At 59.2% G+C, this 25797-nt stretch carries 26 protein-coding genes and 1 pseudogene; 8 read left to right on the forward strand and 19 right to left on the reverse strand.

All coding sequences use genetic code 11. From position 1 onward, the window contains the following. The 3 genes and pseudogenes from EKK30_RS12125 to EKK30_RS12135 all read right to left on the reverse strand — a co-directional run. Positions 1-617: pseudogene (locus EKK30_RS12125) on the reverse strand (hypothetical protein); the annotation flags it as partial. A 122-nt stretch (positions 618-739) separates the two neighbouring features. After that, positions 740-1576, reverse strand: a complete 837-nt coding sequence (locus EKK30_RS12130) for a DUF1134 domain-containing protein (protein ID WP_290985317.1) — start codon at positions 1574-1576, stop codon at positions 740-742. 179 nt (positions 1577-1755) lie between these two features. Further along, the gene (locus tag EKK30_RS12135; protein ID WP_290985320.1) at positions 1756-2604 is read right to left on the reverse strand and encodes a 3'(2'),5'-bisphosphate nucleotidase CysQ; all 849 of its coding nucleotides are present in this window, start codon (positions 2602-2604) and stop codon (positions 1756-1758) included. Positions 2605-2887: 283 nt separating this feature from the next. Here EKK30_RS12135 and EKK30_RS12140 point away from each other — a divergent pair, with 283 nt between their 5' ends. Further along, positions 2888-3535, forward strand: coding sequence for a histidine phosphotransferase family protein (locus tag EKK30_RS12140; protein WP_290985324.1), 648 nt, complete (start codon positions 2888-2890; stop codon positions 3533-3535). Positions 3536-3661: 126 nt separating this feature from the next. Next, on the forward strand, positions 3662-4030 hold the full coding sequence (locus EKK30_RS12145; protein ID WP_290985327.1) for a response regulator: 369 nt from the start codon (positions 3662-3664) through the stop codon (positions 4028-4030). Positions 4031-4069: 39 nt separating this feature from the next. On the opposite strand, the gene EKK30_RS12150 is transcribed toward EKK30_RS12145, so the two are convergent. Beyond that, positions 4070-4744: a hypothetical protein gene (locus EKK30_RS12150; protein WP_290985330.1), complete on the reverse strand. Its 675-nt coding sequence runs from the start codon at positions 4742-4744 to the stop codon at positions 4070-4072. Between the two features lie 195 nt (positions 4745-4939). Further along, positions 4940-5236: a hypothetical protein gene (locus EKK30_RS12155; protein WP_290985333.1), complete on the reverse strand. Its 297-nt coding sequence runs from the start codon at positions 5234-5236 to the stop codon at positions 4940-4942. A 274-nt stretch (positions 5237-5510) separates the two neighbouring features. Here EKK30_RS12155 and EKK30_RS12160 point away from each other — a divergent pair, with 274 nt between their 5' ends. Further along, entirely contained in the window at positions 5511-5795 is a 285-nt protein-coding gene (locus EKK30_RS12160; RefSeq protein WP_290985336.1) for a hypothetical protein, read from the forward strand. Between the two features lie 188 nt (positions 5796-5983). On the opposite strand, the gene EKK30_RS12165 is transcribed toward EKK30_RS12160, so the two are convergent. The 7 genes from EKK30_RS12165 to panB form a co-directional block, all read right to left on the reverse strand. Beyond that, a complete protein-coding gene (locus tag EKK30_RS12165; RefSeq protein ID WP_015597278.1) occupies positions 5984-6199 on the reverse strand; it encodes a cold-shock protein in 216 nt (71 codons plus the stop codon). A gap of 237 nt (positions 6200-6436) precedes the next feature. Continuing rightward, positions 6437-7279, reverse strand: a complete 843-nt coding sequence (gene rlmJ / locus EKK30_RS12170) for a 23S rRNA (adenine(2030)-N(6))-methyltransferase RlmJ (RefSeq protein ID WP_290985347.1) — start codon at positions 7277-7279, stop codon at positions 6437-6439. A gap of 21 nt (positions 7280-7300) precedes the next feature. Continuing rightward, positions 7301-7747 (reverse strand): DNA polymerase III subunit chi, encoded by a 447-nt coding sequence (locus EKK30_RS12175; protein WP_290985350.1) that lies wholly within the window; start codon positions 7745-7747, stop codon positions 7301-7303. Positions 7748-7935: 188 nt separating this feature from the next. Further along, on the reverse strand, positions 7936-9357 hold the full coding sequence (der, locus tag EKK30_RS12180; protein WP_290985353.1) for a ribosome biogenesis GTPase Der: 1422 nt from the start codon (positions 9355-9357) through the stop codon (positions 7936-7938). A 76-nt stretch (positions 9358-9433) separates the two neighbouring features. Further along, the gene (locus EKK30_RS12185) at positions 9434-10774 is read right to left on the reverse strand and encodes a PQQ-binding-like beta-propeller repeat protein (RefSeq protein ID WP_290985356.1); all 1341 of its coding nucleotides are present in this window, start codon (positions 10772-10774) and stop codon (positions 9434-9436) included. A 29-nt stretch (positions 10775-10803) separates the two neighbouring features. After that, the gene (locus EKK30_RS12190) at positions 10804-11649 is read right to left on the reverse strand and encodes a tetratricopeptide repeat protein (RefSeq protein ID WP_290985359.1); all 846 of its coding nucleotides are present in this window, start codon (positions 11647-11649) and stop codon (positions 10804-10806) included. A 155-nt stretch (positions 11650-11804) separates the two neighbouring features. Further along, a complete protein-coding gene (gene panB, locus EKK30_RS12195) occupies positions 11805-12686 on the reverse strand; it encodes a 3-methyl-2-oxobutanoate hydroxymethyltransferase (protein ID WP_290985361.1) in 882 nt (293 codons plus the stop codon). 388 nt (positions 12687-13074) lie between these two features. Between panB and EKK30_RS12200 the strand changes: the two genes are divergently transcribed. The 3 genes from EKK30_RS12200 to EKK30_RS12210 all read left to right on the forward strand — a co-directional run bounded on the left by EKK30_RS12200 (position 13075) and on the right by EKK30_RS12210 (position 16741). Further along, positions 13075-14769 (forward strand): L,D-transpeptidase family protein, encoded by a 1695-nt coding sequence (locus tag EKK30_RS12200; protein ID WP_290985364.1) that lies wholly within the window; start codon positions 13075-13077, stop codon positions 14767-14769. A 209-nt stretch (positions 14770-14978) separates the two neighbouring features. Further along, the gene (locus tag EKK30_RS12205; protein WP_290985367.1) at positions 14979-16076 is read left to right on the forward strand and encodes an exo-alpha-sialidase; all 1098 of its coding nucleotides are present in this window, start codon (positions 14979-14981) and stop codon (positions 16074-16076) included. Beyond that, positions 16073-16741: a hypothetical protein gene (locus EKK30_RS12210; protein ID WP_290985370.1), complete on the forward strand. Its 669-nt coding sequence runs from the start codon at positions 16073-16075 to the stop codon at positions 16739-16741. The genes EKK30_RS12205 and EKK30_RS12210 overlap by 4 nt, the downstream gene beginning before the upstream one ends. On the opposite strand, the gene EKK30_RS12215 is transcribed toward EKK30_RS12210, so the two are convergent. The 5 genes from EKK30_RS12215 to EKK30_RS12235 all read right to left on the reverse strand — a co-directional run bounded on the left by EKK30_RS12215 (position 16699) and on the right by EKK30_RS12235 (position 20781). Beyond that, positions 16699-17292 carry an NnrU family protein gene (locus tag EKK30_RS12215; protein WP_290985373.1) on the reverse strand — a complete coding sequence of 198 codons (594 nt, stop codon included), beginning with the start codon at positions 17290-17292 and terminating at the stop codon, positions 16699-16701. The genes EKK30_RS12210 and EKK30_RS12215 overlap by 43 nt on opposite strands. Before the next feature lie 72 nt (positions 17293-17364). Beyond that, entirely contained in the window at positions 17365-18303 is a 939-nt protein-coding gene (locus EKK30_RS12220) for a 50S ribosomal protein L11 methyltransferase (protein WP_290985375.1), read from the reverse strand. 2 nt (positions 18304-18305) lie between these two features. Continuing rightward, positions 18306-19130 carry an RNA methyltransferase gene (locus tag EKK30_RS12225; protein ID WP_290985378.1) on the reverse strand — a complete coding sequence of 275 codons (825 nt, stop codon included), beginning with the start codon at positions 19128-19130 and terminating at the stop codon, positions 18306-18308. After that, entirely contained in the window at positions 19127-20050 is a 924-nt protein-coding gene (locus EKK30_RS12230) for a class I SAM-dependent methyltransferase (RefSeq protein ID WP_290985381.1), read from the reverse strand. Before EKK30_RS12230 ends, EKK30_RS12225 begins: the two co-directional genes overlap by 4 nt. Before the next feature lie 122 nt (positions 20051-20172). Then, complete coding sequence (locus EKK30_RS12235; protein WP_290985384.1) at positions 20173-20781, reverse strand: FMN-dependent NADH-azoreductase; 609 nt, start codon at positions 20779-20781, stop codon at positions 20173-20175. A gap of 129 nt (positions 20782-20910) precedes the next feature. Here EKK30_RS12235 and EKK30_RS12240 point away from each other — a divergent pair, with 129 nt between their 5' ends. Together EKK30_RS12240 and EKK30_RS12245 are read left to right on the forward strand one after the other, a co-directional pair. Beyond that, the gene (locus tag EKK30_RS12240; RefSeq protein ID WP_290985386.1) at positions 20911-21348 is read left to right on the forward strand and encodes a helix-turn-helix domain-containing protein; all 438 of its coding nucleotides are present in this window, start codon (positions 20911-20913) and stop codon (positions 21346-21348) included. Positions 21349-21485: 137 nt separating this feature from the next. Then, complete coding sequence (locus EKK30_RS12245) at positions 21486-21827, forward strand: hypothetical protein (RefSeq protein ID WP_290985389.1); 342 nt, start codon at positions 21486-21488, stop codon at positions 21825-21827. A gap of 52 nt (positions 21828-21879) precedes the next feature. Here EKK30_RS12245 and prfB read toward each other — a convergent pair. Both prfB and EKK30_RS12255 read right to left on the reverse strand, forming a co-directional pair. Continuing rightward, positions 21880-23014 (reverse strand): peptide chain release factor 2 gene (gene prfB / locus EKK30_RS12250; RefSeq protein WP_290985392.1). Its coding sequence is split into 2 segments (ribosomal slippage): positions 21880-22944 and positions 22946-23014, totalling 1134 coding nucleotides; the frame shifts between segments, so codons are not numbered across the junction. 127 nt (positions 23015-23141) lie between these two features. After that, positions 23142-25718: a penicillin-binding protein 1A gene (locus EKK30_RS12255; protein ID WP_290985395.1), complete on the reverse strand. Its 2577-nt coding sequence runs from the start codon at positions 25716-25718 to the stop codon at positions 23142-23144. Positions 25719-25797 lie beyond the last annotated feature (79 nt).

The raw sequence follows: 25797 nt of genomic DNA on the forward strand, positions 1-25797 counted from the left end.
ATCCGCAGGGCCACGTTGGCATCAGCGGATGGGCCTTTGAGCCCGTCCCGATTGCGAACCGCGCGAGTATCGAGGGCAGTGCGAAGTTGCGCGATTTCCTTTTCGCGCTGCTTGTTGAGCTGGACGGCTTCCTCCAGCGCTGCGGCCTGCTTTGCTCCGCTTGCCGCAAGCGTCTTTATTTCCCGGTCGCGGGTCGCGAGCAGTTTTCGCGTTTCCGCCAGACGCTGTTCGACCTTTGGAAGCCGGTCCAAAATGGCCTGTTCGAGAACGCGACGCGCATTCTCGTGCTCCTCCACGCTCATTTTTTGATCCGCTATGGATTCGGACAGTTCCTGAATCTTTGCGTCCCGGCGATTGACCTCGATGCGCTGACGCGCGGCCAACAAAGCCGCGTCTTCCAGGCGCGACTCGAGGCGATGCAGTTCCATCGCGAAATCCGCACGCAATCGGTCCTTATCGGCTCGGATTTCTTCCTCGGTGAGCGGCAGCGTCCGCTTCAAGCTTTCAGCGGTGAATCGCTCAACGCGCCGCCTGTATGCAGGCAGCAAAACAACAACAATAAGGGCCGCGATCAAGAAGCCCAGAGCAACGAGCATCGCGGCATACAGCGTGATCAAGAATACGCGTCCTGATGAAAAGCTTCGCGGCCCCCGCCGCACCGACGTAATTCCCTAAATCAGCAGAAACCTTCCTTTTTTCCTCCGATCTATGTCGACGTGACGCCTCCGCTGTCCAAGCGTCAGAACGGGTTCCAGGTTGGGTATCTCGTATACTTCAAATACCCGACGTTCGCACCCAGTCGTAAGCCAATACCAGCGCGAATCGGCGCCAGCGTAACATGGCCGGCCTTTTGTAGCTGAACACTTACGCCGCCGACGAGATAAGCGGTGCCTTCGACACCCCCGAAACGGTCGTAAATGTCTGAGGGATCACGGAGATCATAGACAAGCGTCATGACTTTAGAGCCGTCACCGCCGAAGTCGTAGCCAACCGATGGACCTTGCCAGTAGACCTTATATGAGCCGGCGTCCTTGGTGTAGAGGGTGCCCTCGCCATAAGACAAGCCCGCGAAAAATGCTCCGCCGGCATCCTGGCCAAGAATGTAGCCATTCGGGCGTCCTGCTTTTTGGAATGTCCACTCGATGGCCGAGGCCAATCCACCGCTCACTTTGCCGAAGAAGTTGTTGCCGGCACGAACGATCTCGTCTTCCGAATATTCTCCGCGTCGGGATGGCTGGTCGTCCGGAGGTGGGCCACCGCCATATCCGCCACCCTCTCGGCTGGCGCTTGGAGGAGGAGCATAGGGCGCACCATAGCCACCCGGATCGCTGTCAGGGCCGCGCCCGCCGGAATAGGGAACGTAGGGGTCGTCTCCGCGCGAAGGAGGCGCGGACTGGTATGTATTGCCGGACGGCGGCGGGCTGTAGGAATCGATGCCGCTCTGGCCGGAATAGGTATCCTGCGGGGGACGATAGGAGTCATCGGCAGCCTGAACCGTGGTTCCAGCAATCGAAATCCACGCAACAAGGCCAATCGCCGAAGCACAGCAAGCGCCTCGGAGCGCGATAGTTGGCATCCGCAAAATTCCCACGAGGCCGCGACGCATCGAGAGTTCCCTCTTTCGACTTCGCACCCGAGCAATGCCCAATCGTCTACGCGCTGTGCGCGAAGGCCACCCCACGACCGGAACTCAGGCGAATCCCAGCATACAGATTCGCCTGTATTCGTTGCTAAAGTATGGCCGCTTCGCGTTGCCTATGCGCCCGCTGCAGGCAATTCCGCAACGGCGCCGCGCCAAAGTGGCTCGCGGCCCCAGGCGACGAAATATGGGTTTTTGAACCCGCGATCGTAGTGGCCATAGGTCAACGGCGTACCGTCGAGGTTTGTGACCGACCCGCCCGCGGCCTCGAGGATCGCTTGGCCGGCGGCGGTATCCCATTCGTAGGTTTCGCCAAAACGGGCGTAGAGATCGCCCTCTCCGGCCGCGATAAGGCAAAACTTCATCGAAGAGCCAAGAGGCTTGGCGTCGCGGACCTTCAGAAACGCTAGAAGGTTCGTGCTTGCCGCCCCTGTGCCGCGACTGTTGAAGGCGACGAGTGACGCAGGATTCGGCTGTCGCGTGGTCAGCCGCTCGAAGCGAAGCTGCTCGAACGCTTCGCTACCCGAAGAGGGAAGATGAGCCACGTATGCGCCGTCGTTGCGCGTCACGAACAGCCGCTCGGATGGCGGCAGGTAAATCAGTCCGAACCGGGTCCGACCGTCCTCGACGTAACCAATATTGATCGAAAATTCTGGCTTGCCCCGAATAAATAGCCTGGTGCCGTCGAGCGCGTCGACGAGAAAGAAGCACTTGGCGTATTCGCAAATACCGCCGTTTGCGATCTGCTCCTCTGCCACCACGGGCACATCCGGCGCGACGCGGGCGAGAGCCGCGAGGATCACGTCTTCTGCTTCCTGATCTGCTGCAGTGACGGGCGAGCGGTCCGCCTTCTGCTGGAAGACGACACCACTCCTGAAGTGGCCCATCTCCAACCGCCCTGCTTCACGGACAGCTGGAAGCAATGCAGCTATCAGCGCATCGAAATTCGTCAGGTCGGCCAGCATCGATATTTCAAAACTCCGGTCTCGAATCACTTTTACGCGTCACTTGGCGGATATGTTGCCAACGCGCCCTTTTGCGCCGCGGCGAACCGTGGCGCACAAGACTCATGCATTCCATGAAAAACGGGGCCCAGAGAGCCCACCGGCTGCAAGACTTGGCAACCGTTATTCGGCGCATGTATCAGAGCCTAGGGCATTATCGCAAGCTGCCTTGATGTATTCGCGTCGCGCTGTCGCGCATGAGCAGCCGCTTTCCGGCCCATTTGATTTCGATGAAGGACCAGTGATGAGCCAGCGCGTCCCGCCGACAGACCTTGAACTTGCAGCGCTGATTTCGAGCAAAATTTGCCACGACATCATCAATCCCGTCGGCGCAATCGTAAACGGGTTGGAGATCCTGGACGAGGACGACGACCCGCAGGCGAAGAACTACGCGATGACCGTCATTCGCAATGTGACGGAACAGGCCTCCGCACGTTTAGAATTCGCACGGTTCGCCTTCGGTGCTGCCGGTTCGGCAGGAAGCGTGATCGATCTGACGACCGCTGAGAAAATATCGCGTGGTTTCATCAGCATCACTCAGGGGAAACATAAATTGATCTGGCGCGGGGCTCCTGGCCTCGTGGCCAAAGACAAAGTGAAACTTCTCTTAAATCTCATCGCATCGGCAGTCACAGCGCTTCCGCGCGGCGGTGAGATCGATGTTTCGATTGGCGGATCGTTCGAGCAGCCGACATTTCTCATTCGCTGCAAAGGCACTGGCGCGCGACCGCCGCAGTATCTGACCGATTTCGTGGCTGGCAATCCACTCGCGCTCGATGCCATCACCATCCAAGCCTACTACACTTGGCGCATAGCGCCGACCGCCGGTATGCGGCTCGAGATCCTGAAGGATGGAGCAGACATCCTACTTGTGGCCAAGCCCTCCAGCTGACATTGGCGCTCGCGCGCCATACGTCTTAAGCGGGCCTTAATAAATTGCGGGCAATTTTCAAAACATCGTTTTGAGCATTCGCTCAGCTCGCATGTGTAGGCGTCGCAATTCCGAGAAGCCCTTTAAATGCTTCATTGCTTTGTCATCGACGATTCCGAGATCATTCGAAAGTACGCCCGGCTGATCTTTGAAAGTGAAGGCTTTCGTGTCAGCGAAGCCGACGGGGCGGTTGCAGCATTAGAGCGTTTGCGGTCGGAGACGCCCGACTACATCCTGGTCGACTGGCGCATGCCAGATACCAACAGCCTGGAGCTGGTGGGCAAGATCCGGGCCCTACCGCTCAGTCAACGCCCTTACATCGTCTACGTCGTGACCGAGTATGACGCGTTTGAAATCCAGCGCGCGCTCGCGCACGGCGCCGATACGTACTTGTTGAAGCCGTACAATCGGCAGATCATCGAAGCGAAGTTGCAAGAAATTCGCGCCGCTGCGTAGTTCGCAACGGCGCGAAAATTTGCTGAGCCAAGTGATCTGTTACTGCGTGCCGCCATCTGTCGGAGACTGCGGCGTCGGAAAACCACCGGCGTCATCGCTCGACTTTGCCGACGGTACGTCGCTCGCTTCTTCGGCAGTTTTGTGAGCCTTATGCTTTGGCGCTGCTTCGCTCAGTGAGCCTGTCTCCACCGAGGACGAAGCTGCCTTTTTTGCCTTCGTTCCGAGAAGCGATTTGGGATCAGGAATCGATTGGGCAGCGGTCTTATGAGTAGGCGTTGCGGCCGGAGCATCGGAGTGGGCCGAAGCCTCCTTCACTGCCTTCTTCTTTCCCGGCTTCTCTTCAGCGGTATCAGCCGTCTTTTCTGGCTGAGCTTCTTCAGCGGCAGCTTGCTCCCCGCCTGGGAGCTTCGAGCCACCCCAGCATACCGTCGCTTCGGCCGTGCAGGTGTGTTCGTCGAATACGATGAAGTTCAGGAAGAGTTCGCATGAAACGCTCTTCTTACCGGTCTTGTAATCGCTGACGCCGCGCTCGGTCATTTTTGACGCGATCAGCTTATCGAGCAGACTCTTGGCGTCACTCGTCGGACCGTCTTTGCCGTAATCATTCACAGTGAAGCCGTACCGCTTGCACTCCGCATGCGCGGACACGCTCGCCGCGGCGGAAACTGTCGCGGCCAGGGCTAATGCGGCTACAAAGTTGACCGAGAAGCGCATAACGATAGTTCTCCCTCAAAGCCCACCCCTGGGATCAGGCTGTCTTTATATTGTCAGCACAATGGCGAGACGAGGGCGAGTGGCGCGCCTGCTACAGTTGACAGGTTTTTGGATTTGGCCGGCGTAAATCACAGAAATGCGAAAGGCCGCGACAACGCGCGGCCTCGGGCTGGTGACGAGAAAAACGCGCGGAGATCAGTGCATGTACGGAGAATTGCCGCCGTACAGACTGCCGACGCCCGAATCAAAAAAGAAGCTGTTATCGAACGGTCCGGCGATCGTTTGGTCACGAAAATCCGGCGGCCCCGGAGGCGCAGACCGTCTGCGTGACGGGGCGCCATAGGTGTTCACGGAATCGGACTTGTCGTAAGAATAGCCGCCCTTTTTGCGATGAAGGGAATAGCCATTGGGGCTTTCCTGGGCGGAAGACGGCAAGGTCAACCCGACGAGGCATAGCACCGCCACGCTGGCCGAAATCAATCTAGAGATCATCGCTTGGCCTTTCCGCCGCCATTCGTTTCGGGGCATGTATAGCGCAAAGTTACCCGAATTATCCTTGCTCCGGCTCAAGAAATGGTTACGCGCCACATTTCCGGCAAGCCTGTCACTTCTCGACAACTCATCCCCATTGAAGACGCCCGAAGAACGGCGGACGATCACGAAGCGTTCCCGGTGTGCTATCGGTTGTACGTCCATGCCCCATGAGGTTGCGGCCTCACGATGCTAATACCAGCCGGCACTCCCATCGTCCTTCCGAGGAGGACACATGGAATACATTCCTCTCCTTCTGCAGGTGGTCAGTGGCGCCCTCGGGGGGAATGTCGCTGGAAGCCTATTGAAGAGCCTCAGTTTGGGAATGCTTGGTAACACCATCACGGGCATCGTGGGTGGAGGCATCGGCAGTCTAATCGTTGACGAGGTCTTCTCCAGCGCGTCGGGGATGGGCGTCCTCAGTCCCATCGACGCCATGATCCAGATCCTCGGTGGCAGTTTGGGTGGTGCGGTGCTGGTGGCCGCCGTGAGCGCCTTCCGCAGCACAGCGGCAAAGTGAGGTGCCTCTATCGGCGCGACGATGAGGATTTCGGGCGATGCGCAACGAACTCTTATTGATAGGGGCTTGCTTCCCGATCGAAAGCAATCCGAGACAACAGAGATCTCACTAGCCCAGGTCAAAGACGTAAAACGTATTTATCGCCGCGACGGGTATCGCGACGTTACATTCCCCAGTCGCGTGAAGCGTCAGCCGGCCTTTTGCAGATCGACGGCTTTTGGTCCCTTGCCGCGTTTATCGGGCTCGGTTTCAAATGAAATTCGCATTCCCTCGTTGAGCTCGCCAATGCCGGAGCGCTCAACGGCTGTGACGTGCACGAACACATCATTGCCGCCGGCGTCGGGCTTGATGAAGCCGTAGCCCTTTTGAGAGTTGTAAAACTTCACGGTACCTGTCTGGCGCATGCATCGTCTCCTGGCAGCCCGGCCAACAACTGAAGCGAAAAGCTTCCTGTCGACAGCCGTGGCGGACCGCGGAGCCGGAATTCCAAAGCGCTTCCCTGCCGGATCGCACAACCACGCGCCGGGCTCGTAGAACGCGTCGGGAGCTCCCGTGCCGATGCCCGCCTTAGCGTGCGGCAATTTATCCGGTAAATGCTGAAAGCTTGCAAGGCGAAATGCTGCAAAGCAACGATGATGACACTATTGAACGCTGGTTCTTATCGCGAAGTGGCTTCCCGTGTCGGCCGCCAGCGCTTCTTTCAAGACGGGCATCAGAACTTCGAGCTCGCTCTTCAACACGAACGGCGGATTGAGAACGAGAACTCCGGACGCGGTAAGCCCAAGGCCTGGAAAGGACTTTGAAACGGCTAGGCGGACGTCGAGAAAATCGATGCCGGGCTTGTTCGTCGCGATGGCCACGAAGCGGTCCGCGGCTGCCTCATCTTTGATGGGATACCAGATCAGATACGTTCCGGTCGCGAAGCGCGCGAGAGCCTCGTCCAAGGCAGTCGCAAGATCCGCGAATTCGCTTTTCTCTTCAAACGGCGGGTCGATGAGCACGAGCCCCCGCCGTTCTTTGGGCGGCAAAAGCGATTTCACCGCGTGACGTGCGTCGATGTTGAGAACGGTCGTCGCTTTGGCGCGACGAAGCTCCAACTTGAGGCGCTGAAATTCTTCACTCGCAAGTTCATTGGCGACGAGGACGTCATCGTCTCGCATCAGGTGGCGCGCGATGACCGGACTGCCGGGATAGTAACGCAACTCATCTGAGTTCACTGCGCGCACGACGTCGAGGTAAGGCGCTAGCAGGCTGGTAACAGGCTCCTGCGTTTCTACTTCGAACAGGCGAGCGATGCCGTCGCGCCATTCGGCAGTTTTCGCCGCCTCGGCTCCCGTTAGATCGTAGAACCCCGCCCCCGCATGCGTGTCGATCACGCGAAACGGTTTTGGTTTTTGCCTCATGTACGTCAGCACACGTGCCAGCACGACGTGCTTTAATACGTCCGCGAAGTTTCCGGCGTGATAGTCGTGGTGGTAGTTCATTGCGGCGCAACCATGGGGAGCCTAAGCCTTCTGCTCCCACCGCCCGGACGGTGACTGCTGCCAATACGTGACCGAGCAACCCGCTGCCTTTGCCGCTTTCCATTGGTTTCGGGCCGACGCAACGGCGTCGGCATCGTTGCCGTCAAATACATAGACAAAGCGTTCCGCGCCGGAGAACTCTCGCGCCTCGGCGCCGTCGACCAAAAACCGTACGCCGGCGCCATTTGGCGTCTCATCCGTGAGGGTTAGGTAGATTGGCTGGGCGCTCGAGTGGCCTATTCGAGCGCCGCCGTGGGGAAGAAAGCTGTCCTCGGCATAGGTCCAAAGCGCTTGATCAAGCGCTTCCAAACGCTCTTCGTTTCCGACCTGCACAACGGCCCGCCAGCCGCGCGCGAGGGTCTTCTCCAGGAGGCTCGGCAGAACGCGCTCGAGCGGTTGGTGTTCGAGGTGATAGAAGAAGACGTCCATTCGTGTCGGATGGCCTAGAAGCCGGCGAAAAGCAAGATGATCCGCACCCCTTGACGCTTCGCCTAGGTCACCTATCTAACCCCATCCGGAGCGGCGCCAGTTTTCATCGGCTGTCGCCCGTGCGGGCGGTGAGCTTGGCGGCTTTGAGGTCTTCTCGCTGCTGTTGCTCCCGCCCGCTGCGATTTTTCCTACTTCTTCGCATACGGGTTTTCGCCCTTTCGCAAACTGAAGCGAATGGGGACGCCTGGGAGGTCGAACGTTTCTCGCAGAGAGTTCGTGAGATACTTCACGTAGGACTGAGGTAGCGCATCGGCACGCTGCGAAAAAGCGACGAATGTCGGCGGACGCGTTGAAGGTTGAGTGACGTAGCGGATCTTGATCCGCTTGCCGTGAACCGCTGGGGGCGAGTGGCGGCTCAGCGCTTCTTCGAGCCAGCGGTTGAGCTGCGGTGTCGATACGCGCCGGTTCCAGATGGCGTGGATCTTGGCGATCGCCGACATCAGTTGGTCGAGGCCACTCTCGGACCGAGCTGAGATGGCCACAAACGGAACGTTCGGCACTTGGGCCAAGCTCTCCGCGAGGGTCTTCTTCAGTTCACGCAGGGTTTTCTGCTTGTCTTCGACGAGGTCCCATTTGTTGACGGCGACCACGAGGGCGCGTCCCTCCTCCGCCACGCGGTGGCCGATCGTCAGATCCTGATGTTCGAAGGGGCGTTCAGCATCGATCAGCAGAACAACCACCTCAGCAAAGCGAATGGCGCGCACGGCATCGCTCGCGGACAGCTTTTCCGCCGTGTCCGTAATCTTCGCCTTCTTCCGCAATCCCGCGGTATCGAAAAGACGGATATGTTGGCCCTTCCATTCCAAATCCGTCGAAACGCTATCGCGCGTGAGCCCCGGCTCCGGGCCCGTGATCATGCGCTCCTCACCGAGCAATGCATTCACGAGCGTGGATTTGCCGGCGTTAGGACGTCCCACAATCGCGACACGCACAGGCTTCGTCCGAACGGGGACTTTCGGCGTCGGTTCGATCTCTGCGGGCGCGTCATCATCTCCCCGACGACGCTTTTTCGCAGCGGGTGGCGCTTTCAGGCCCAATGCAGCGCGAATGTCTTCGATCAGATCGCCGATACCTTCGCCGTGCTCGGCTGATATCGCAATCGGTGCTCCAAGGCCGAGCGAAAAAGCATCCAGGAGCCCGTCTGTACCCTTGTTGCCCTCGGCTTTATTTGCCACCAGCACGACGGGCTTGCCGGAGTTGCGGGCAATCCGAGCAAAGCTGCTATCGGCGGCCGTCACGCCCGCGCGCGCATCAATCACGAACAGGACGAGATCGGCGTCAGCGATCGCCTGCTCGGATTGTTTGCGCATGCGGTCAGCGATCGAGCCCCGCTCTGCTTCTTCCAAACCCGCCGTATCAACGAGGCGGACGTCCGTGCCAAAGAGATCAGCCGTTCCTTCGCGGCGATCGCGCGTCAAGCCGGGCAGGTCGGAGACGAGCGCGGCGCGCGTTCCGGTCAGACGGTTGAAAAGCGTCGATTTACCGACATTCGGCCGGCCGACAATTGCAACGACTGGAATTGGGTGAGGGCGTTCGACAGGGGACGTCAAGGAAGGACCGGGACATTGAAAGGGGATTTTGATGCCTCGCGCCATGGCGGAAGCCAATCATCCTCTAGCCCAATTCTCAGTTGAGAGCGATGAGTTTTGCTGAATCCGTCAGGACGAACATGCGGCCTTGGGCCACGATTGGCGGAATGAAGACGGTATCGCCCAGGCTCATCGTACCCGCGACCTTCCCGGTTAACGGATCAACGCTGATCACATTGCCATCGCTGGACACGAGCCAGAGGGTATTCGCAGCCATGACGGGTCCCGCGTAGTTCTTGGCCGCCGGTAGTTGGGTCAGCCAACGGGTTTTGCCGTCTACGCGCGACAAAGCCATTAGGCGACCTCCGGTGTCGACGACGAAAACGGAGTCGCCAGCCACGCACGGGGGTTCGGAACCCGGGATGCTCAACGACCAAAGCCGGTCGCCATTCTTTGCCTTCGTGGCAACCATGCGACCGGCATGGCCAATGGCGAAGACCACGCCATCGTCGATCGCCGGCCGAGCGACATCGCTCATGGAAGCGATCTGCGAAGTCTGCCGCGTGCGAGACAGGTTCTCTGTCCAAACTGTCGACCCATCCGACAGCTTAAATGCCATGATGTCTCCGGACGGATAGGGCACCACCACAACATCATCGTTTACCGCGGGACTCGTCGACGTCATCAGGCTCGCTGTCTGCGGCAAGCCACGCGCCGACCACATCTCGGAGCCATCAATCCCGCTTAAGCAGAAGAAGCGGCCGTCGATGGTGATCACGTACAGCCTGTCGCCAACGGCTGTCGGAGCGGCGCGCACGGGAATATCGAGGTTCTTCGTCCAGATGGGTTTGCCGGTCTGGGGATCCAGCGCCGCCACCACGCCGTACCCGTTTGCGACATACAGACGTCCGTTATCCGCGGCGAGCCCGCCGCCATAACCACCGAGCCCAACAGTCGTCTCGGGCTTGGTCGAGACTTTGAAGATGCTGCTTCCAGTCGGCGTGAAGGCGGAGACATTGGCCGCAGCGTCGAGGGTATAGATGCTGCCGTTGAAATAGATGGGACTGGCGGTGACCCGGCCTGTCTTCGACGTGCCTTCACCGGCACTCGCGCTCCAGAGCTGATGCAACGGGCCATTCAGAGCGAGGTTACCCGGTGCGTTGGTTGCAACTCCGCCCGGTTGCGACCAAGAATCGTTCGTTCTCGGCGAGGGTATGACGATCGGCGCCTTGGCATCGGCTAGGTTGGAGGACAGGCTTTCCGTCGTCTCAACGATAGGAATTCTGCGGCCAGGAAGCGGCGTCTGCTTTTCCTTGAACGGGTTCAGATCGCTGATCTTGGGCAGGCTCGGGCCTTCGCTGGCACATCCGCCAAGCCAAAAAACCGCGACCGCCAAAAGCGGCGCACCGAACCGGATCTGCCATCCCCCAATACTCAAACCCCGTTCTCCCTCACCGCTTAGCGGTCCTACTTTTTATCGGCGTTCGCGGCCCCACCCGCCTGAGGCTGCGCATCGTTCTTAGTTTGCTCCGGAGCCTTTGCGGGCTCAGGCGCCGGTGAATTCGGCGCTGGCGCCGTTGTCTCGGCGGCTGCCGGCGTAGTGACAGTCTTGGTGGGCTCCTTGGCTGCAGCCGGTGGCGTGTTTGCCGCCACCTGCGCGGCAGCCATTTCCCCCATTACGATCTTAACACGCTCCTGCTGGTCCTCGGACGTATTCGGATCGATCAACAGCGGTTCTAGATATTTCCGCGCATCGTCGTATTTCTTTGCCTTGTAAGCTGCGATGCCCAAGAGTTCCCGCGCACTCTTGGCGAATGGCGCGTCGTCGCCGATCAGCGGCGTCAAGCGATTCTCCATCTCAGCATAGTCCGCATCCGACATGCGCAACGAAGCGGCTTGCAGCTGCGCGAAGCTTTTCAACAACGGATCTGCCCCGCCCTGCTTGGCGAGCGAGTCATAAGTTGCAACCGCATCCGAAGTTTTGCCTGCTTTGGCTTCCGCTCCGGCGAGCCGGAGCTTGGCGAGAGCGGCGAAGCCGGCCTGACCATCGTCAGCGATCGACTTGAACGCCTTTTCGGCTTCATCCTTCTTCTTGTCGTCCGAGAGCGTTTCCGCAGCCGAAAATTGGGCGCCGCTCGCTTGCGCCGTCGAAAGTCGCCGCGTTTCGAGGAATTGATATCCGGCCACGCCAAGCACGACGAGCGTCGCAGCCCCCAAAATCAAGCCGTTGTAGCGCTTCCAGATTTTCTGGAGCTGCTCGCGGCGGAGCTCTTCTTCGACTTCGCGCAACAGGCTGTCGTTATCATCGGCCATTGACGTCTTAACCTCATTCAGTCGCCGGAATTCGGAACGAGGGATCTCCCACCGCCAACCCGGACGCCGGGCATAGATAACCGAGCGGGCGCTCCGGGCAAGCCCCGGCGGCAAGTTTCCCGCTCCAGATCGCGCCTAATCCTGACCCGGACGAGCTAAGTGCTCGGAGTCTTCGGCTTTTTCGTGGCCCGCACCGGTGTGATCGAGGCACGCTGCTCGGAGCTTTGCAATGCATAGGTATGCTCTGGAGCCGGGAAACGTCGGGCGCGTACCTCGTCAGCATAAGACGCGATCGCCCGGTCGATAGCCGCGCCGATCGCTCCGAATTTCTTCACGAATTTCGGAACATCGGGCGAAAGGCCGAGCATGTCTTCCATAACCAGGATTTGTCCGTCGCAACCGGCCGAGGCCCCGATGCCGATCGTGGGGATCGGGATCGCCTGCGTAATGCGCTCGGCGAGGGGCGCAGTGAGTGCTTCCAGGACGACCGCAAAGGCGCCAGCCTCGGCGACCACGCGGGCGTCCTCTTCGATGGCCGCCCATTGATCGACCGTGCGGCCTTGCGTTTTGAAGCCGCCAAGAACGTTCACGGACTGGGGCGTTAGGCCGATGTGCGCCATGACGGGAATGCCGCGATCGACAAGATAGCGGATCGTCTCCGCCATGCGTCGACCGCCCTCAAGCTTCACCGCACCGCAGTCGGTTTCCTTCATCACGCGCGCGGCGTTTCGGAATGCAACTGACGGGCTTTCTTCGTAAGTCGCGAAAGGCATGTCCACCACAACGAGCGCCTTTTTCGATCCGCGAACCACGGCCTGACCGTGCATGATCATTAGCTCGAGCGGGACGGGCACCGTCGTCTCGTAGCCGTGCATCACCATGCCCAGGCTGTCGCCGACGAGAAGAAAATCACAATGGTTGTCGGCGATCGCTGCCGTGTGGGCGTGGTACGACGTCAGCGCTACGATCGGCTCGCCGCCTTTGCGCATCGTGATATCGGGCGCCATCAGCCGGCGCTTCTTAACGTGAATGGACATTCTGCTCCGATCTGCACTTACCGGCAGAGGACATCCGGCCGAGCAACTTGTTGCTCAGACATGTGGGGCGAAAACGTTCACTCGTCACCCCACTGTGACTAAACAGAGTTTACGAAACAAACGGGATTTGCGCTACCGAAGTGGCGAGACAAACGCCGACTTCTTGGTAAATTTCTCCACTGGACGTCCACAGATATTTCTGTCCGAACGGCAGAAGCGTTGAAATGGCGCAACATGGCGGAGGTCGAATGCTAGGCATGAGGGGTACTTCATTGCGTGGCCGGAGGCGCCTCTGTTAGCCAATTTGTAGCTGATATTTTCTTGGGCCAACTTCGGCCCGAACATGTTGCTGCGACGAGTATCGCTGGTTTACGTCGGGGTGGGTTGCGTGCGTCGTTCAGAGAAAGCCAACGGCAGAGTTTCTCCGGCGTTTCGTTCAATCGCGGCAGTTGCCGCGCTGTTGACGGCCCTAACGCCACTCACCGCCCACGCAAAGCCCAGAAGCGGCATCCTAAAGCTCAAATCGCAGACACAGGCGGCGAGCGTCTCGCAGGCGAACGGACCGTTGCTCCTTGTCGTCTCAATCAAAAAGCAGCGAGTGCGCGTCTTTGACGTGAACGGCGAAATCGCCTCCTCGCGCATCTCATCGGGCAAGCCCGGACACGACACGCCTCAGGGCGTCTTCGCGATCCTGGAAAAGAACGTATACCATACGAGTAACATCTATTCCGGCGCGTCGATGCCCTATCAGGAGCGTATTACCTGGTCGGGGATCGCCTTCCATGCCGGCGACGTGCCTGGCTACCGGGCGTCACACGGGTGCATCCGGCTGCCCTATAGTTTCGCTCGAAAACTCTACGGCCTGACGAAGGTCGGGAACCGGGTGGTCGTGTCCTACGACGATCCCGACCCGATTGCCTTTGAGAGTCCAAAGCTTTTCAAGCCGCTGCCGCTCGAGGATGCGACGGCAATGGGCTCTGATCCGTCGCGCCCGCAGCTTATTGCGGTCAACGATCGGACGGACGACAACTCGACATCGGATGCGTCTCAAGGCTTACCCCGACTGATCGGGGTCTCCCCTGCCCTTTTGCGAGCCGTCGCCGACATGCCGAAAGATCCACGACGGCGACCGACGACGCGGACCGAAGCCGATCAGATGATCCAGGAGAAGCTCGATCGCTCTCGAGCTGCCGTCAAAACGGCGGAAGCGGCGCTCGCGGCTGCCGATGAAAAGACCAAGACGACGGCAAAAGACTTCACCGATGCAAGCCAGAAGTTCGAAGCGGCACGCCGCACGATCGAACCCCTTCGCGCTGCCTTGAGCGCTGCTGAAGCAAAACAGCAGAATGCGATGAAGGCCTTCGAGGGTTATATGTCGGGCGCTGATGAGGGCAAGCCCGGTGCGGCGGCCGACACCGTTGGCGACCGGGAAAGCGAACTCGAAGATGCGCTTCTCGATCTTACGATCGAAGCGGATAGAGCACGGGCAGATGCCGCGGCGCAGGAGATGAGTTTTGCGGAAGTCCAGGCCGCGTATTCCGCCGCTCAGAACGCGCGAGATTCGGCCATGGACGTCTTCAAGGACGCCCAGACGGATCTCGCCTCGGCGCAAGCGACTTTGACCGACGCCAACAAGGAAATGCGCTTGCGAGGCAAGCCGATTGCTGTTCTCGTTAGCCTTCGCACGCAGAGAATTTATATTCGACAGGGTTTTGAGCCGCTATTGGAAGCCCCGATCAACGTTGCGCCCCTCAAGCACAAAGTCGGAACTCATGTGTTCACGGCCATGCGCTACGGTTCGGATCCTAATTCGTTCGATTGGCGTCTCGTGAGCGCCCAGACGCCGATTGCCGGTCAGCCGTTGGACCAAGGCAAGAAGATGCGCAGGACGGCATCATCCCAGGGCCAATCACTGGACGTGCAGATGGCCACCGAGGCGCTCGACGCTTTCACGATACCTGACGACATCCTGCAGACGATTAGCGAGCTTGCGCGACCCGGCTCGTCGATGATCGTGTCAGACCGGGAGTTGCCTGCTCACGAGAATGGTAGCGGGACCGAGTTCGTGGTGCTGACGAGATAGACACAGAACACCGCTCGATTGACGTGATTGCACCGAGCGGACGATTGCCGGGTTCCGCATGAGTTGACTCAAGGCCGGATTCCTCTCATTCCCGGAACAACGGCAGCAGCGGGTACACCCACTTGCAAAAATACCAAAGCTTCAGGTTAGCGGCCGTTTGGGCACTTGCGCTCAGCTCATTCGCTCTGATTGGTTTTCTGCTACACAGAATGACGCCCCGCACTGAGCCGTGGACGTTCGCGATCTCCGTGCCCGAGGCGCCTGTGCGCGGCACGCTCGACCTGACGAAGGAGGTCATCACGCCCGCCGGGGAAACGTCTTTCGTTCACGGCGCGTCGAGCGTCGCGATGCAGGACGGAGGGCTGCTTACATTCTGGTACCGGGCGAAATATGAAGGCGCCAACGGGGCCGAACTCATATCGTCTCGCTTTGATGGCCAGCATTGGTCGCCGACGCAGGTCGTCACGAACAGCGCGCGCGTGAGCGGCGACATCGGCATTACGATCAAATCACTTGCCAACCCCGTCCCATTCCGCCGCTCCGACAGGGAGATCTGGCTGTTCTTTGCAGCATCGCGCCTCAGCGGGTGGGCGACCTGCGAGATTGGACTCATCCGCAGTCTCGATAATGGCGCTACCTGGGGACATGCTGAACGTGTCTATGCGTCTCCCTTCTTCAACATCTCGCATTTGACGAAGTCGACTCCCTTCCTCTTTTCCGACGGCCGCATCGGACTTCCAGTCTATGAAGAGATGAATCGGAAGTTCCCGGTATTGCTCGTGCTCGACGCGGACGGACGGGTCATAGACCGGCGGAGAATGGGTAACGGGGGCAAGGTTGGCTATCAGCCAATGATTGTCCCGACAGGACCGTCCACCGCGATCGCGTTCGTTCGGCGCCTCAAAAGTCGCAAGCCGAAGAGCATCCTCATTTCGCGCACCTCCGACGGCGGTCAGACATGGACGGTGCCCACCCCAATCGAGTTGCCGAACCCCGGCGGCCCAATATCCGCAATCCGTTACGATAGTTCGCGCATCTTGCTTGCATTCAATGATGACGCGCAAATCGAGCGCAACATCACGCTCGCGCTGACGGACCTTGAAGGAAAGACATACCGCCGGGTCGGTGTCGTCGCGTTGATGGATAGCGAGGACAGGAAACATACTGTCGCCTATCCCTTTCTCATCTCGTCGGCGCCGGGACAATTCGATGTCGTTTATTCGCGACCGATGAAAACGATCAATCACGTCAGGTTCTCGAGCGCGTGGGTCCAGGCCGGGGCGCAACCGCAAACGGCGACGCAATGAGCAACATGCTGGACGCCGTTTTGAACAGCACCAATGCGATACTTATCATCTTTGCAACATTCGCCGGGATTGCGAGCTTCTTCACGCGGGCTCCCATCGTGCGTCTCGCAGCGGGAATGATCGCGGTGCTCGCGGCACTCGTCCTTGGGATTTCCAGTCGCTCGATATTCGCATGGACCGTCTCTGCAGTTGAGCGACCCTCGTTTCCGGGCTTCATATTGCTCAGCGTGCTGGCTGTCTCAGCAGTCACCGGATTGCGCGTTACGAAAATCCCCGAGTTCCGCTTCGCAACGGCGGTTCTGGCATTTTCCGGCTTAGTGCTCTATCCGGCCGCTACCGGCTTTTTGAACAAAGACGCATATATCATCGGCTACAGCGGATATATTCTTCCGACGTGCACCGCTGTCGTCATAGGCATCGCCCTGTACCGCGGATACCTTGTATCCGCATTGGCCTTGAACGTCGGGATCGCATCGTTCCTGCTCGGGCTTGGCGTTAGCCGAAATCTTTGGGACTACCTGATGGATCCTGTGGCATGGATTATCGGATGCGGCACCTGGATAGCAATCGGCGGCGGCCTGCTGATGGCACGAACGAAGGCCGAGAAGACTTTGACGGCCGATCAGCCGAGTGCCGGTATCGGTGAAACCCCGATAAGCCACTGATGCCCGCCGAAGAGCAACGCAGCGTAAAGTCCGACGCCGATCACCACGACGAGCACATCATTCAGCGCGCCTGTCGGTTTGGCATCTCCTAGAGGCCCGGTTGTTCCGCGCTTCTTTACCGAAATCCGATCGTAGACGGCGAATGCAAGGAATGACCCGAAAAGAAGAAGCGCGGCGAGGTCGCCATTGGCTAGAAGATGCGCCAGCGCCCAAGTTTTGATCGCGATCAACATCGGATGACGGGTCGCAGTGCGGATTCGCGAGGGAATTACGGACGCCACGAACAGGATCATCGCGGGCAGCATCAAAGCGACGGCGATGTGGCGCGTCCAAACCGGGGGGTCCCAAAGGATGGGGTTCTTACCAGGGTGAAGCTGCAGCTTATGGAAGCCGAGGACAATAACGACGATGCCGGCCAACGAGAGCAATGAAAACAGGATTCGGTAAGGTGTGTCGCCGATGCGCTCTTTGAGCCCATCACGCAGTTCCGGCGCCGTCGGCAGCAGATGGATGCCGAGAAACAGTATCAAACCAACGATCAGCACCATCATGGAATGGATCTCCCCCTCTGATTGCTCGCTCGAATAGCATCATAGATGGGTCTTGAACAATCGCGCTCAAGCCTACGGAAGGTAGCCCTTGTCCAAATCGAGCGTCTGGCGAGCCAAGATCTTGTTCTCTGCATTTCTATGAAGGGCTGTCCACGAGAGGTGCGTTCCGCCTTCTTCTGAGGATGCAGAGCGCAATTCAACCGATATAAGATCGCTCGCGGCGCCATCGATCGGTGAAAGCAGCGGGAAATAAAGTTGCTCCCAGTGGGTGCGCGGCGACAGTGGACCCGTAGAGAAACCCACTGCTGCCGAAAGTTCGACCTTCCACCATGTGGCGAGTCCATGGATCGTCGCCGGGCGGGGCAATCTCCACTCTGCTTCGCCCCGTCGCTTCGACTTCGTCTCCGAGGTCAAATCGATCTCATCCCAAACCATGGAGCTGCGGCAGCCATCTAGAACTTCGTCGGGCTTCAGGGCGCGAACGTAGGCATTGTTAAGCGACATCGTCTGAGCGACCGACAAATCTAGTCCATGTCCGACGCGTTCCCAGGCGCGAAGCTCACTGTCGATGCGCGGTGAAACCACAGGGGCGACATATTGAATGATCCGGTTCGGAATAACCTTGCCACCGGGCTTCAAGAAGCGTTGGCGCGCGTCGGCGAGTGTGGTGATGATGTTTTCTTCCAGCGCGTAATTTCCCAACGTTTCAGAGACAATGATATCGACCGCCAATTTATCTCGAAACTCCGTCGAGTGGCACGGGATCAGATGGCAGCGCTTGGCCTTATTGGCTTTGAGGACAGCGCCGGCAACGGCTGCCACCTCGGCGGTTTCGAATAGAAAGACTTCCTTCGCACCGAGTTTCGAAGCCATCAATCCAAGCAGGCCCGTGCCGGCACCGATATCGGCCACCACTGATTTGCCCGGCACGATTGCAGCTTTCAGCGCCGAGAAGAACGCTTCGTTGCGAACATGATCGGCGATCAGCGTGCGGTGGTATTCGATGCGCATGGTCAGAGCTTCAGATAAGGGCCGCGGACCTGGTACAGCATCAACGCGGTGGCGATTGCGAGATTGAGCGAGTCGAGGGCACCTGCCATCGGAATTTTCACCAGCGTCGAGCAGACGGCAGCGGCCCCGCCAGACAGTCCCGGTCCTTCGCTTCCCATCACGATCAGCTCGCGTCCCTTATATTCCGTCTGTCGAAAATCTTCGCGCGCGTCGAGATGCGTGCCGATGACCTCGCCCGGCCACGCCTTGGCGAGACTGAAGAAGCTCTCCCGGTCGAGCTTCACGATCGGCACAGCGAAAATCGAACCCATGGTCGCGCGGATTGATTCCAGTGCATAGGGATCGCACGTGGTACCGACGAGAATGATTCCGGACAGACCTACGGCATCGGCTGTTCGAATGATGGTGCCTAGATTGCCTGGGTCGCGAATTTCTTCAAGCGCCAACCAGGTATCGGCGGCCGTAAGTTTCTCCAAATCCGGAGCCGCGGCGAAGCGCTGACGAAAAACGCCAAGCAAGGCTTGCGGATTGTCTTTTGAAGCGAGTTTCGCCAGGACGCCTTCAGAAACCTCAAGCACCTCCGAACCTGCTTCGAGAGCTGTTTTGACCAAGCCCCGCGCCACTCCACCGGCAGCCGCCCCAGCCTGGTAGACGAGAGTTTCCGGTATGAAGCCGTGGTCGCGTGCGGTCACGAGCAGCGACGTGCCCTCGGCGACGAATAGACCGGTCTCCTTACGGACCTTACGCATTTCGAGAGCGCGGATCGCCTTGATGCGGTCGTTCGTCAGGCTCGTGATGATCTTCGGCGCATTGACAGTTGGTTTCATGGCGACTGAGCCCAGCGCACGAAGAGAGACGTCGGGACCAGCGAGCCTGCGGCGGAGCGGATAGCAAGTTCGCCGCTGTCGAATGTTCCACCTCGATTTGCCAACGCTTCGCGCATCAGCTGGTCGAAAGCGAGAGCGGAGGCACGAATGGCGTAGATTGTCAGCACCATCGCCGCACTATCGGAGGCCAGCAGCTTTTCAAGATCCGTTAGAAGTGACGGCAGGTTCTGAAAAAGATCCCAGACTTCCCCTTCGGGTCCCCGGCCAAACTTCGGTGGGTCGACGAGAATGAGATGATAGGTTTTTCCTCGACGGACATCGCGGGCGGCAAACTTCGCCGCATCATCCAGGAGCCAGCGAATTTTTGCGGCGCTCAGCTTGGAAGCGTCCTGGTTTTCTTTTCCCCATTGGATCGCCTTCTTGGAGGCGTCGACATGCGTGACTTCCGCACCGGCTTTGGCCGCAAGCAGGGAAGCCGCGCCCGTATAGCCAAATAGGTTCAGGACCCGCGGCGTCTCGCCCTTCACCTGAGCCAATCGCTCGAGCATCCAACGCCAGTGCGGATCCTGCTCCGGAAACAGCCCCAGATGCCAAAGGCCCGCAAGCTTGCAGAGCATCGTGACGGATTGACCGTCCGCGCGCTCCTTCGAGAAAGGGAGCCTCACGGGCCAGGAATCCGGGACGGGCTTGTCGATACGCCATTTGCCCTTCTCGTCGTCCTCGCCGGATGCTGAGAACACTGCATTGGCCTTCGCCCATTCCGTTTTTGGCAGCTTGGGATGCCAAAGTGCCTGAGGTTCAGGGCGGTCGACAACGATCTTGCCGAACCGCTCAAGCTTCCGCCCGGCGCCGCAATCGAGCAGCGCGTAATCCGGAAAACCCTCAGACGTGACAAGGTGCAAATGATCTGGCGAAGGCATGCGCGGCGAACGTCTTCAACTGGATTGACGGCTCGCGCTTTAACACGACTGTCGTCCATGTCGAGAAAGCAAACGTCAGGCAGGAACTGGCGAAGGCGCGTCCGCCCCGCCACTCCCGAAATTCAGGCTGCCAGGCCAGCAATCGCGCCCTGAGCGGCGGCGATGGATTGCGCGCGCTGGTCGGCACCGAGGGCAACGCCCTCGGCACGCACAAAAGTTATGTCGGAGATGCCAAAAAACCCGAAAATGTTGCGAAGGTAGGTTTCCTGGTGATCGAGGAAGGCGATGGGTGTCTGCGGACCGTAAAAGCCGCCGCGCGAGGACGCGATCACTACCTTTTTGCCTCCCGCCAAGCCTTCAGCGCCTTTTTCGGAGTAACGGAAGGTCTTTCCGGCGACGGCAAGTCGATCAATCCAGGCCTTCAACTGGCTGGGAATGGCAAAGTTGTACATCGGAGCGCCGACGACCACGATATCTGCGTCGAGAAATTCCTGGAGAGCCGCTTGGCCGGCAGCAACATCCTGCTGGACATCGGCCGCTTCGGGAGCCGCGCCTTGGGCGGCAGCGAGATGGGCACCTGATAGATGACCAACCGGCGTAGTTGCCAGATCGCGATAAACCACTTGGAGGTCCGGATGCAGCCGCCGCTCGGCGGCGACAATTTCAGCCGAGAGCTGCCGGCTTACCGAGCCGGGTCCCAAGATGCTTGAATCAACATGCAAAAGTTTCATTTGTGGATCTCCATCCAATCGGTGGGCGGAGACTGGAGCGGACCATTTGACAGGTGAGCCTCAGCCAGTCACATTTTGTGACCAGCGCTAGATTGTTCACTGTCGAACGCGGCACAAGGAGGCACTTTTTTGGAAGTCGGTATCAAACGTGAAACCGAGAATTGCCGCGCCGTTTCCGATGTCCTGCAGCGCATCGGCGATAAGTGGACCGTCTACGTGGTGGGTCTGCTGTCGAACGGTCCAATGCGCTTCAACGAGATCCGCCGGGCGGTGGACGGCATTTCGCAACGAATGCTCACACTCACCTTGAGGGGCCTGGAGCGCGACGGGCTCGTAACGCGCACGGTTTATCCAACCATTCCGCCGCGCGTCGACTACGAGCTGACCGATCTCGGGCGGACGCTCATTTCGATACTCGCCCCGCTCGGCCGGTGGGCGTTGGATAACAAGTACACGGTCGCCGAGGCCCGGGCGCGATTCGACGCGAAGGCGAGCGACGGCTCGCAAGCGACCTCAGTCAAAGAGGCGCCCAAACGCCGACTGACGGCGCTGTGGCGAAGCGCGTAGATGTTTTCTCTTGCCTGCCAATGCGATGCGTTGATGCCACAGATGCCAAAAAAGTGGTATTCCGCCTAGATAGCTCCGCAAATCGGCGTTAGCCGACCATGTTATGGTGCGCGTTGTCAGACGTCCCGGAGGTTTTCATGTCTCTTTGCCGAGCCATCGTTGCTGCCGCCTTATTCTCGGCGGCTCTGGTATCGGGCGCGAGTGCGTTTGAGACGACTTCGATCGGCGGCGTGAACGCCGATGGGTCTGCGAAATATCAGGAGCCCGACGAGCTCGGCTCGTTGCAGACCCCGTCGTCGTCGCCCTTCGGGAACTTCAACTTCTCTGCCGGCACGACCCCAGATTCGGGATCGAACAGTGCCACGACAAACTGGCTGAACGGACCGGGTGCTCCGGGATTCGGCTTCACCGGTTCGCAAAGCACATCGGCTGAACCTGCCTCGCCATTCAACACGCCGATCTTGCGCGATCGAAACTGACGACCTGCACTTCACTTCCGGCAAATCGCGCATCGATGGCGGCGCCTGATCTCTATTCGAGATCCTGCACGGCCATCGCCTCGCCGCCACCCTTTATCCGTTGCGACAGTGCCGCCTCGATAAAGGGATCTATGTCGCCATCGAGGACGTCGTCAGGGCTCGTTGACTGCGCGCCGGTCCGCAAGTCTTTCACGAGCTGATAAGGCTGGAGGACGTAGGAGCGAATCTGGTGGCCCCAGCCGATATCTGTCTTTGCAGCTTGTTCGGCGCTGGCTTTTTCTTCGCGTCTCTTCAATTCCATCTCGTAGAGGCGAGCTTTGAGGCGCTTGAACGCGATATCTTTGTTCTGATGTTGCGAGCGCTGCTCCTGCGCAAAGATCACAATGCCGGAAGGCCTGTGCACCAGCCGAACGGCGGATTCCGTCCGGTTGACGTGCTGGCCGCCTGCACCTGATGCACGCGCGTAGGAAATGTCGACGTCGCCGGGGTTGACGTCGACGTCGATGGTGTCGTCGATCACGGGATAGACAGTAACGGATGCGAAGCTCGTGTGGCGCCGCGCGTTAGAATCATAAGGCGAGATGCGCACCAAGCGATGCACGCCGGCTTCCGTTTTTAGCCAGCCGTACGCGTTCTCGCCTTCTATTTCGAACGTCGCCGATTTAATGCCGGCTTCTTCGCCCGCGCTCTCGTCGATCAGCTTGACCTTATAGCCGCGCCGTTCCGCCCAGCGCACGTACATGCGTGCGAGCATCGATGCCCAGTCCTGGCTTTCGGTACCGCCCGCACCAGCGTGCACCTCGATGTAGGTGTTCATCGCGTCGGCTTCGCCAGAAAGCATGGCGTCGATCGAACGGCGTTGGGCTTCATGATCAATTCGTTCGAGCGCGGCCTCGCCTTCGTGCACGCTCGCCTCATCGCTTTCGGCCTCGCCGAGTTCGATCAGGGTCAGCGCATCTTCGTAGTCGCGCTGGAGACGTTTGAACTCAGAAACAGAGCGCTCGAGCGAATTGCGCTGGCGCATGACCTTTTGCGCGTTCTTCGCATCGGTCCAGAGATTGGGGTCTTCTGCTTTCGCGTTCAGCGAGGCGAGACGGTCTTCAGCCGTCTCCCAGTCAAAGAGACCTCCTCAGGAGGGCAAACGCCTCCTTGATGCCGTCCGAAAGTTTTTGCGCTTCAGCGCGCATGGGAACCTCCAAAGCCGGCAACGGCCAGCGAAGTCAGTCGGGAGAAAAGTAGGAGCGGACGTATAGTGAGGCCGGGCGCTCGTGTAAACGCACCCGACTTGCGGCGCGGCAATCGGCGCGCGCCTATCTACCAAAGTCCATTCGGCGACAGTGAACCGCTGTCAGGGCGGCTTGCCGGAGGAGCGGGACGCGCCACGCGATCGCCGGCTGGTGGTGCCGATGGGGGCGGCGTGGCGTCAGCCGTCGCGTTGATGCCGATCATCGCGTAAGCGTCATCTGGTTCCTCGTCAGGCTTGAAAGCTTCCATGATCGAGTTCGGATCGTCCGCCGAAGCGCGCAGGCCCGTCTTTAAATCCACGCGAACGAATTTGATTCCTGGTGGAACACGAAATGGAGCAGGAGGCGTATTCCCGAGAGCGTCCTGGATAAATTCCCCAAAGATCGGTGCGGCCACGGCGCCGCCCGTGTTGCCCTTACCGAGTGGCTTCGGCGTGTCGTAGCCCACGAAGACGCCAACCACCATGGTCGGCGTATAGCCAAGGAACCAAACGTCCTTCTCTTCGTTGGTGGTACCGGTTTTACCGGCGATCGGACGGTTGAGAGATTTGAGAACGCTTGCGGTGCCGCGCTGAACCACACCTTCCAGGATGTGCGTCATCTGATAGGCCGTAAGAGGATCGATGACCTGGCGGCGGCTATCCACGAGCTGAGGTTCTGTTTGGTTTGCCCACCTGTCGGCCATGCAGCCCATGCACTGGCGCTCATCGTGACGCCAGATCGTACGGCCATAACGATCCTGAATGCGGTCGATAAGAGTTGAAGTGACCTCCTTGCCGCCGTTGGCCAGCATGCAATAGGCGGTCGCCATGCGCAGAAGCGTGGTCTCACCGGCGCCCAGCGACATCGACAGGACGGGAAGTAGATCGTCGTAGATTCCAAAACGCTTCGCGTATTCGGTGATCACGGGCATGCCGAGATCTTGCGCGAGGCGAGCAGTCATCTGGTTTCGCGAATGCTCGATGCCGAAACGCAGCGTCTCGGGACCGGCTGTATCATCGGTCTCGTAGTTCTTGGGCTTCCAAACATCGAGGCCGGGACCCTGATCGATCTCGATAGGCGCATCGAGAATGATGGAAGTCGGCTTATATCCATTGTCGATCGCGGCCGAGTAGACGAACGGCTTGAACGATGAACCTGGCTGGCGCTTCGCCTGAATGACGCGATCGAACTGGCTTAGATCATAAGAGAAGCCGCCGGCCACGGCGAGCACGCGGCCTGTATATGGATCCATTGCCACGAGACCGCCGCCGATCTCGGGGACCTGCATCAAGGACCATGCGCCCTGAATGTTCGCCGGGTCCTTCGGCGAGACGTAGACCACATCGCCTGGCTTCAGGATGTCGGCAGTCGTCTTTGCGTCTACCTTCTTGCCGCCTGCCTTCTTGGCAGCCCACTTCATGTCATCAAGCGAAACTTCAACCGCCTCGCGATCCTTGACGAGCGTGGAATCCTGCTGGCGCGCGGGCTTGAAGCCGATAATGGCTTTGGCCTTCTGTGTTTCAAGAACGACGCCCAACCGCCACGGCGCGATGTCGGATGGGCTCGCAAGCTTACCAAGTGCGACGCCCCAATCGCCAGAGATATCGATGCGCGAAACCGGTCCGCGCCAGCCGAGACGGCGATCGAATTTTACCAGGCCGTCGGTCAATGCCTTGCGCGCATACTGCTGCAGCTGCGGGTCAAGCGTGGTGCGAACCGACAGGCCGCCGCCGTAGAGCTTGTCCTCGCCATACTTTCCAAGGAGCGTGCGGCGCACCTCCTCGGCAAAAAATTCAGCGGTTTCAATGTGAACGGTATTGGGACGAAGATTGACAGTGAGCGGCTTCTTTTTTGCCGCCTCTGCTTCTTCCTTCGTGATGTAACCGTTCTCCGCCATCTGGCCGATAATCCAATTTCGGCGCTCTGTGGCTTTCGCCTTCTGGCGGAACGGATGGTAGTTGTTCGGCCCCTTCGGAAGCGCGGCGAGATAAGCCGCTTCCTCGATATCGAGATCCTTGAGCTCCTTGTTGAAGTAGGTGAGCGACGCCGCGCCGACACCATAGGAGTTCATGCCAAGGAATATCTCGTTGAGATAGAGCTCAAGGATCCTATCTTTCGAATAGGCGCCCTCGATGCGGATCGCGAGGATAGCTTCCTTGATCTTGCGCTCAATCGAACGCTCATTCGTTAGCAGGAAGTTTTTGGCCACCTGCTGAGTGATCGTCGATGCGCCTTGCGTACGTCTGTTTGAACCGTGGATCTTGGACTCGACAGCGGTGAAGACTGCGCGAACAACGCCCTGCAGGTCGACGCCGCCATGTTCATAGAAGCGCCGATCCTCGGCTGAGAGGAAGGCGCCGATGACGCGCTTGGGCACATTGTTGATTGGAACAAAGATGCGGCGCTCGCGCGCGAACTCCGAGATCAACGAGCCATCGTGCGCATGAATGCGCGTCATTACGGGTGGTTCGTATTTCGACAGGCTTTCGTAATCGGGAAGATCACGCGATGCCTGCCAGATTAGAAATCCGGCGCCCGCAGAGCCCGCGATGAAAACAAGTACGAATGTGCCGAAGGCGAACCCAAGAAAATTGAGCAGCAGGCTCCTGCGCCGCTTTTTCCTTCTCCTGGGCGCCTGGGGCGGCGGCAGCGTTGGCGCGCGCATCAAATTCGATATTCCGTCAGTCGGTCGCTGGCTAATTTTCCTAAGGGCGGCTTAGGTCTATTGCCGTGCCGCAGCAATG

The sequence above is a fragment of the Hyphomicrobium sp. genome (genome assembly GCF_003987855.1).
Lineage (GTDB): Bacteria > Pseudomonadota > Alphaproteobacteria > Rhizobiales > Hyphomicrobiaceae > Hyphomicrobium_B.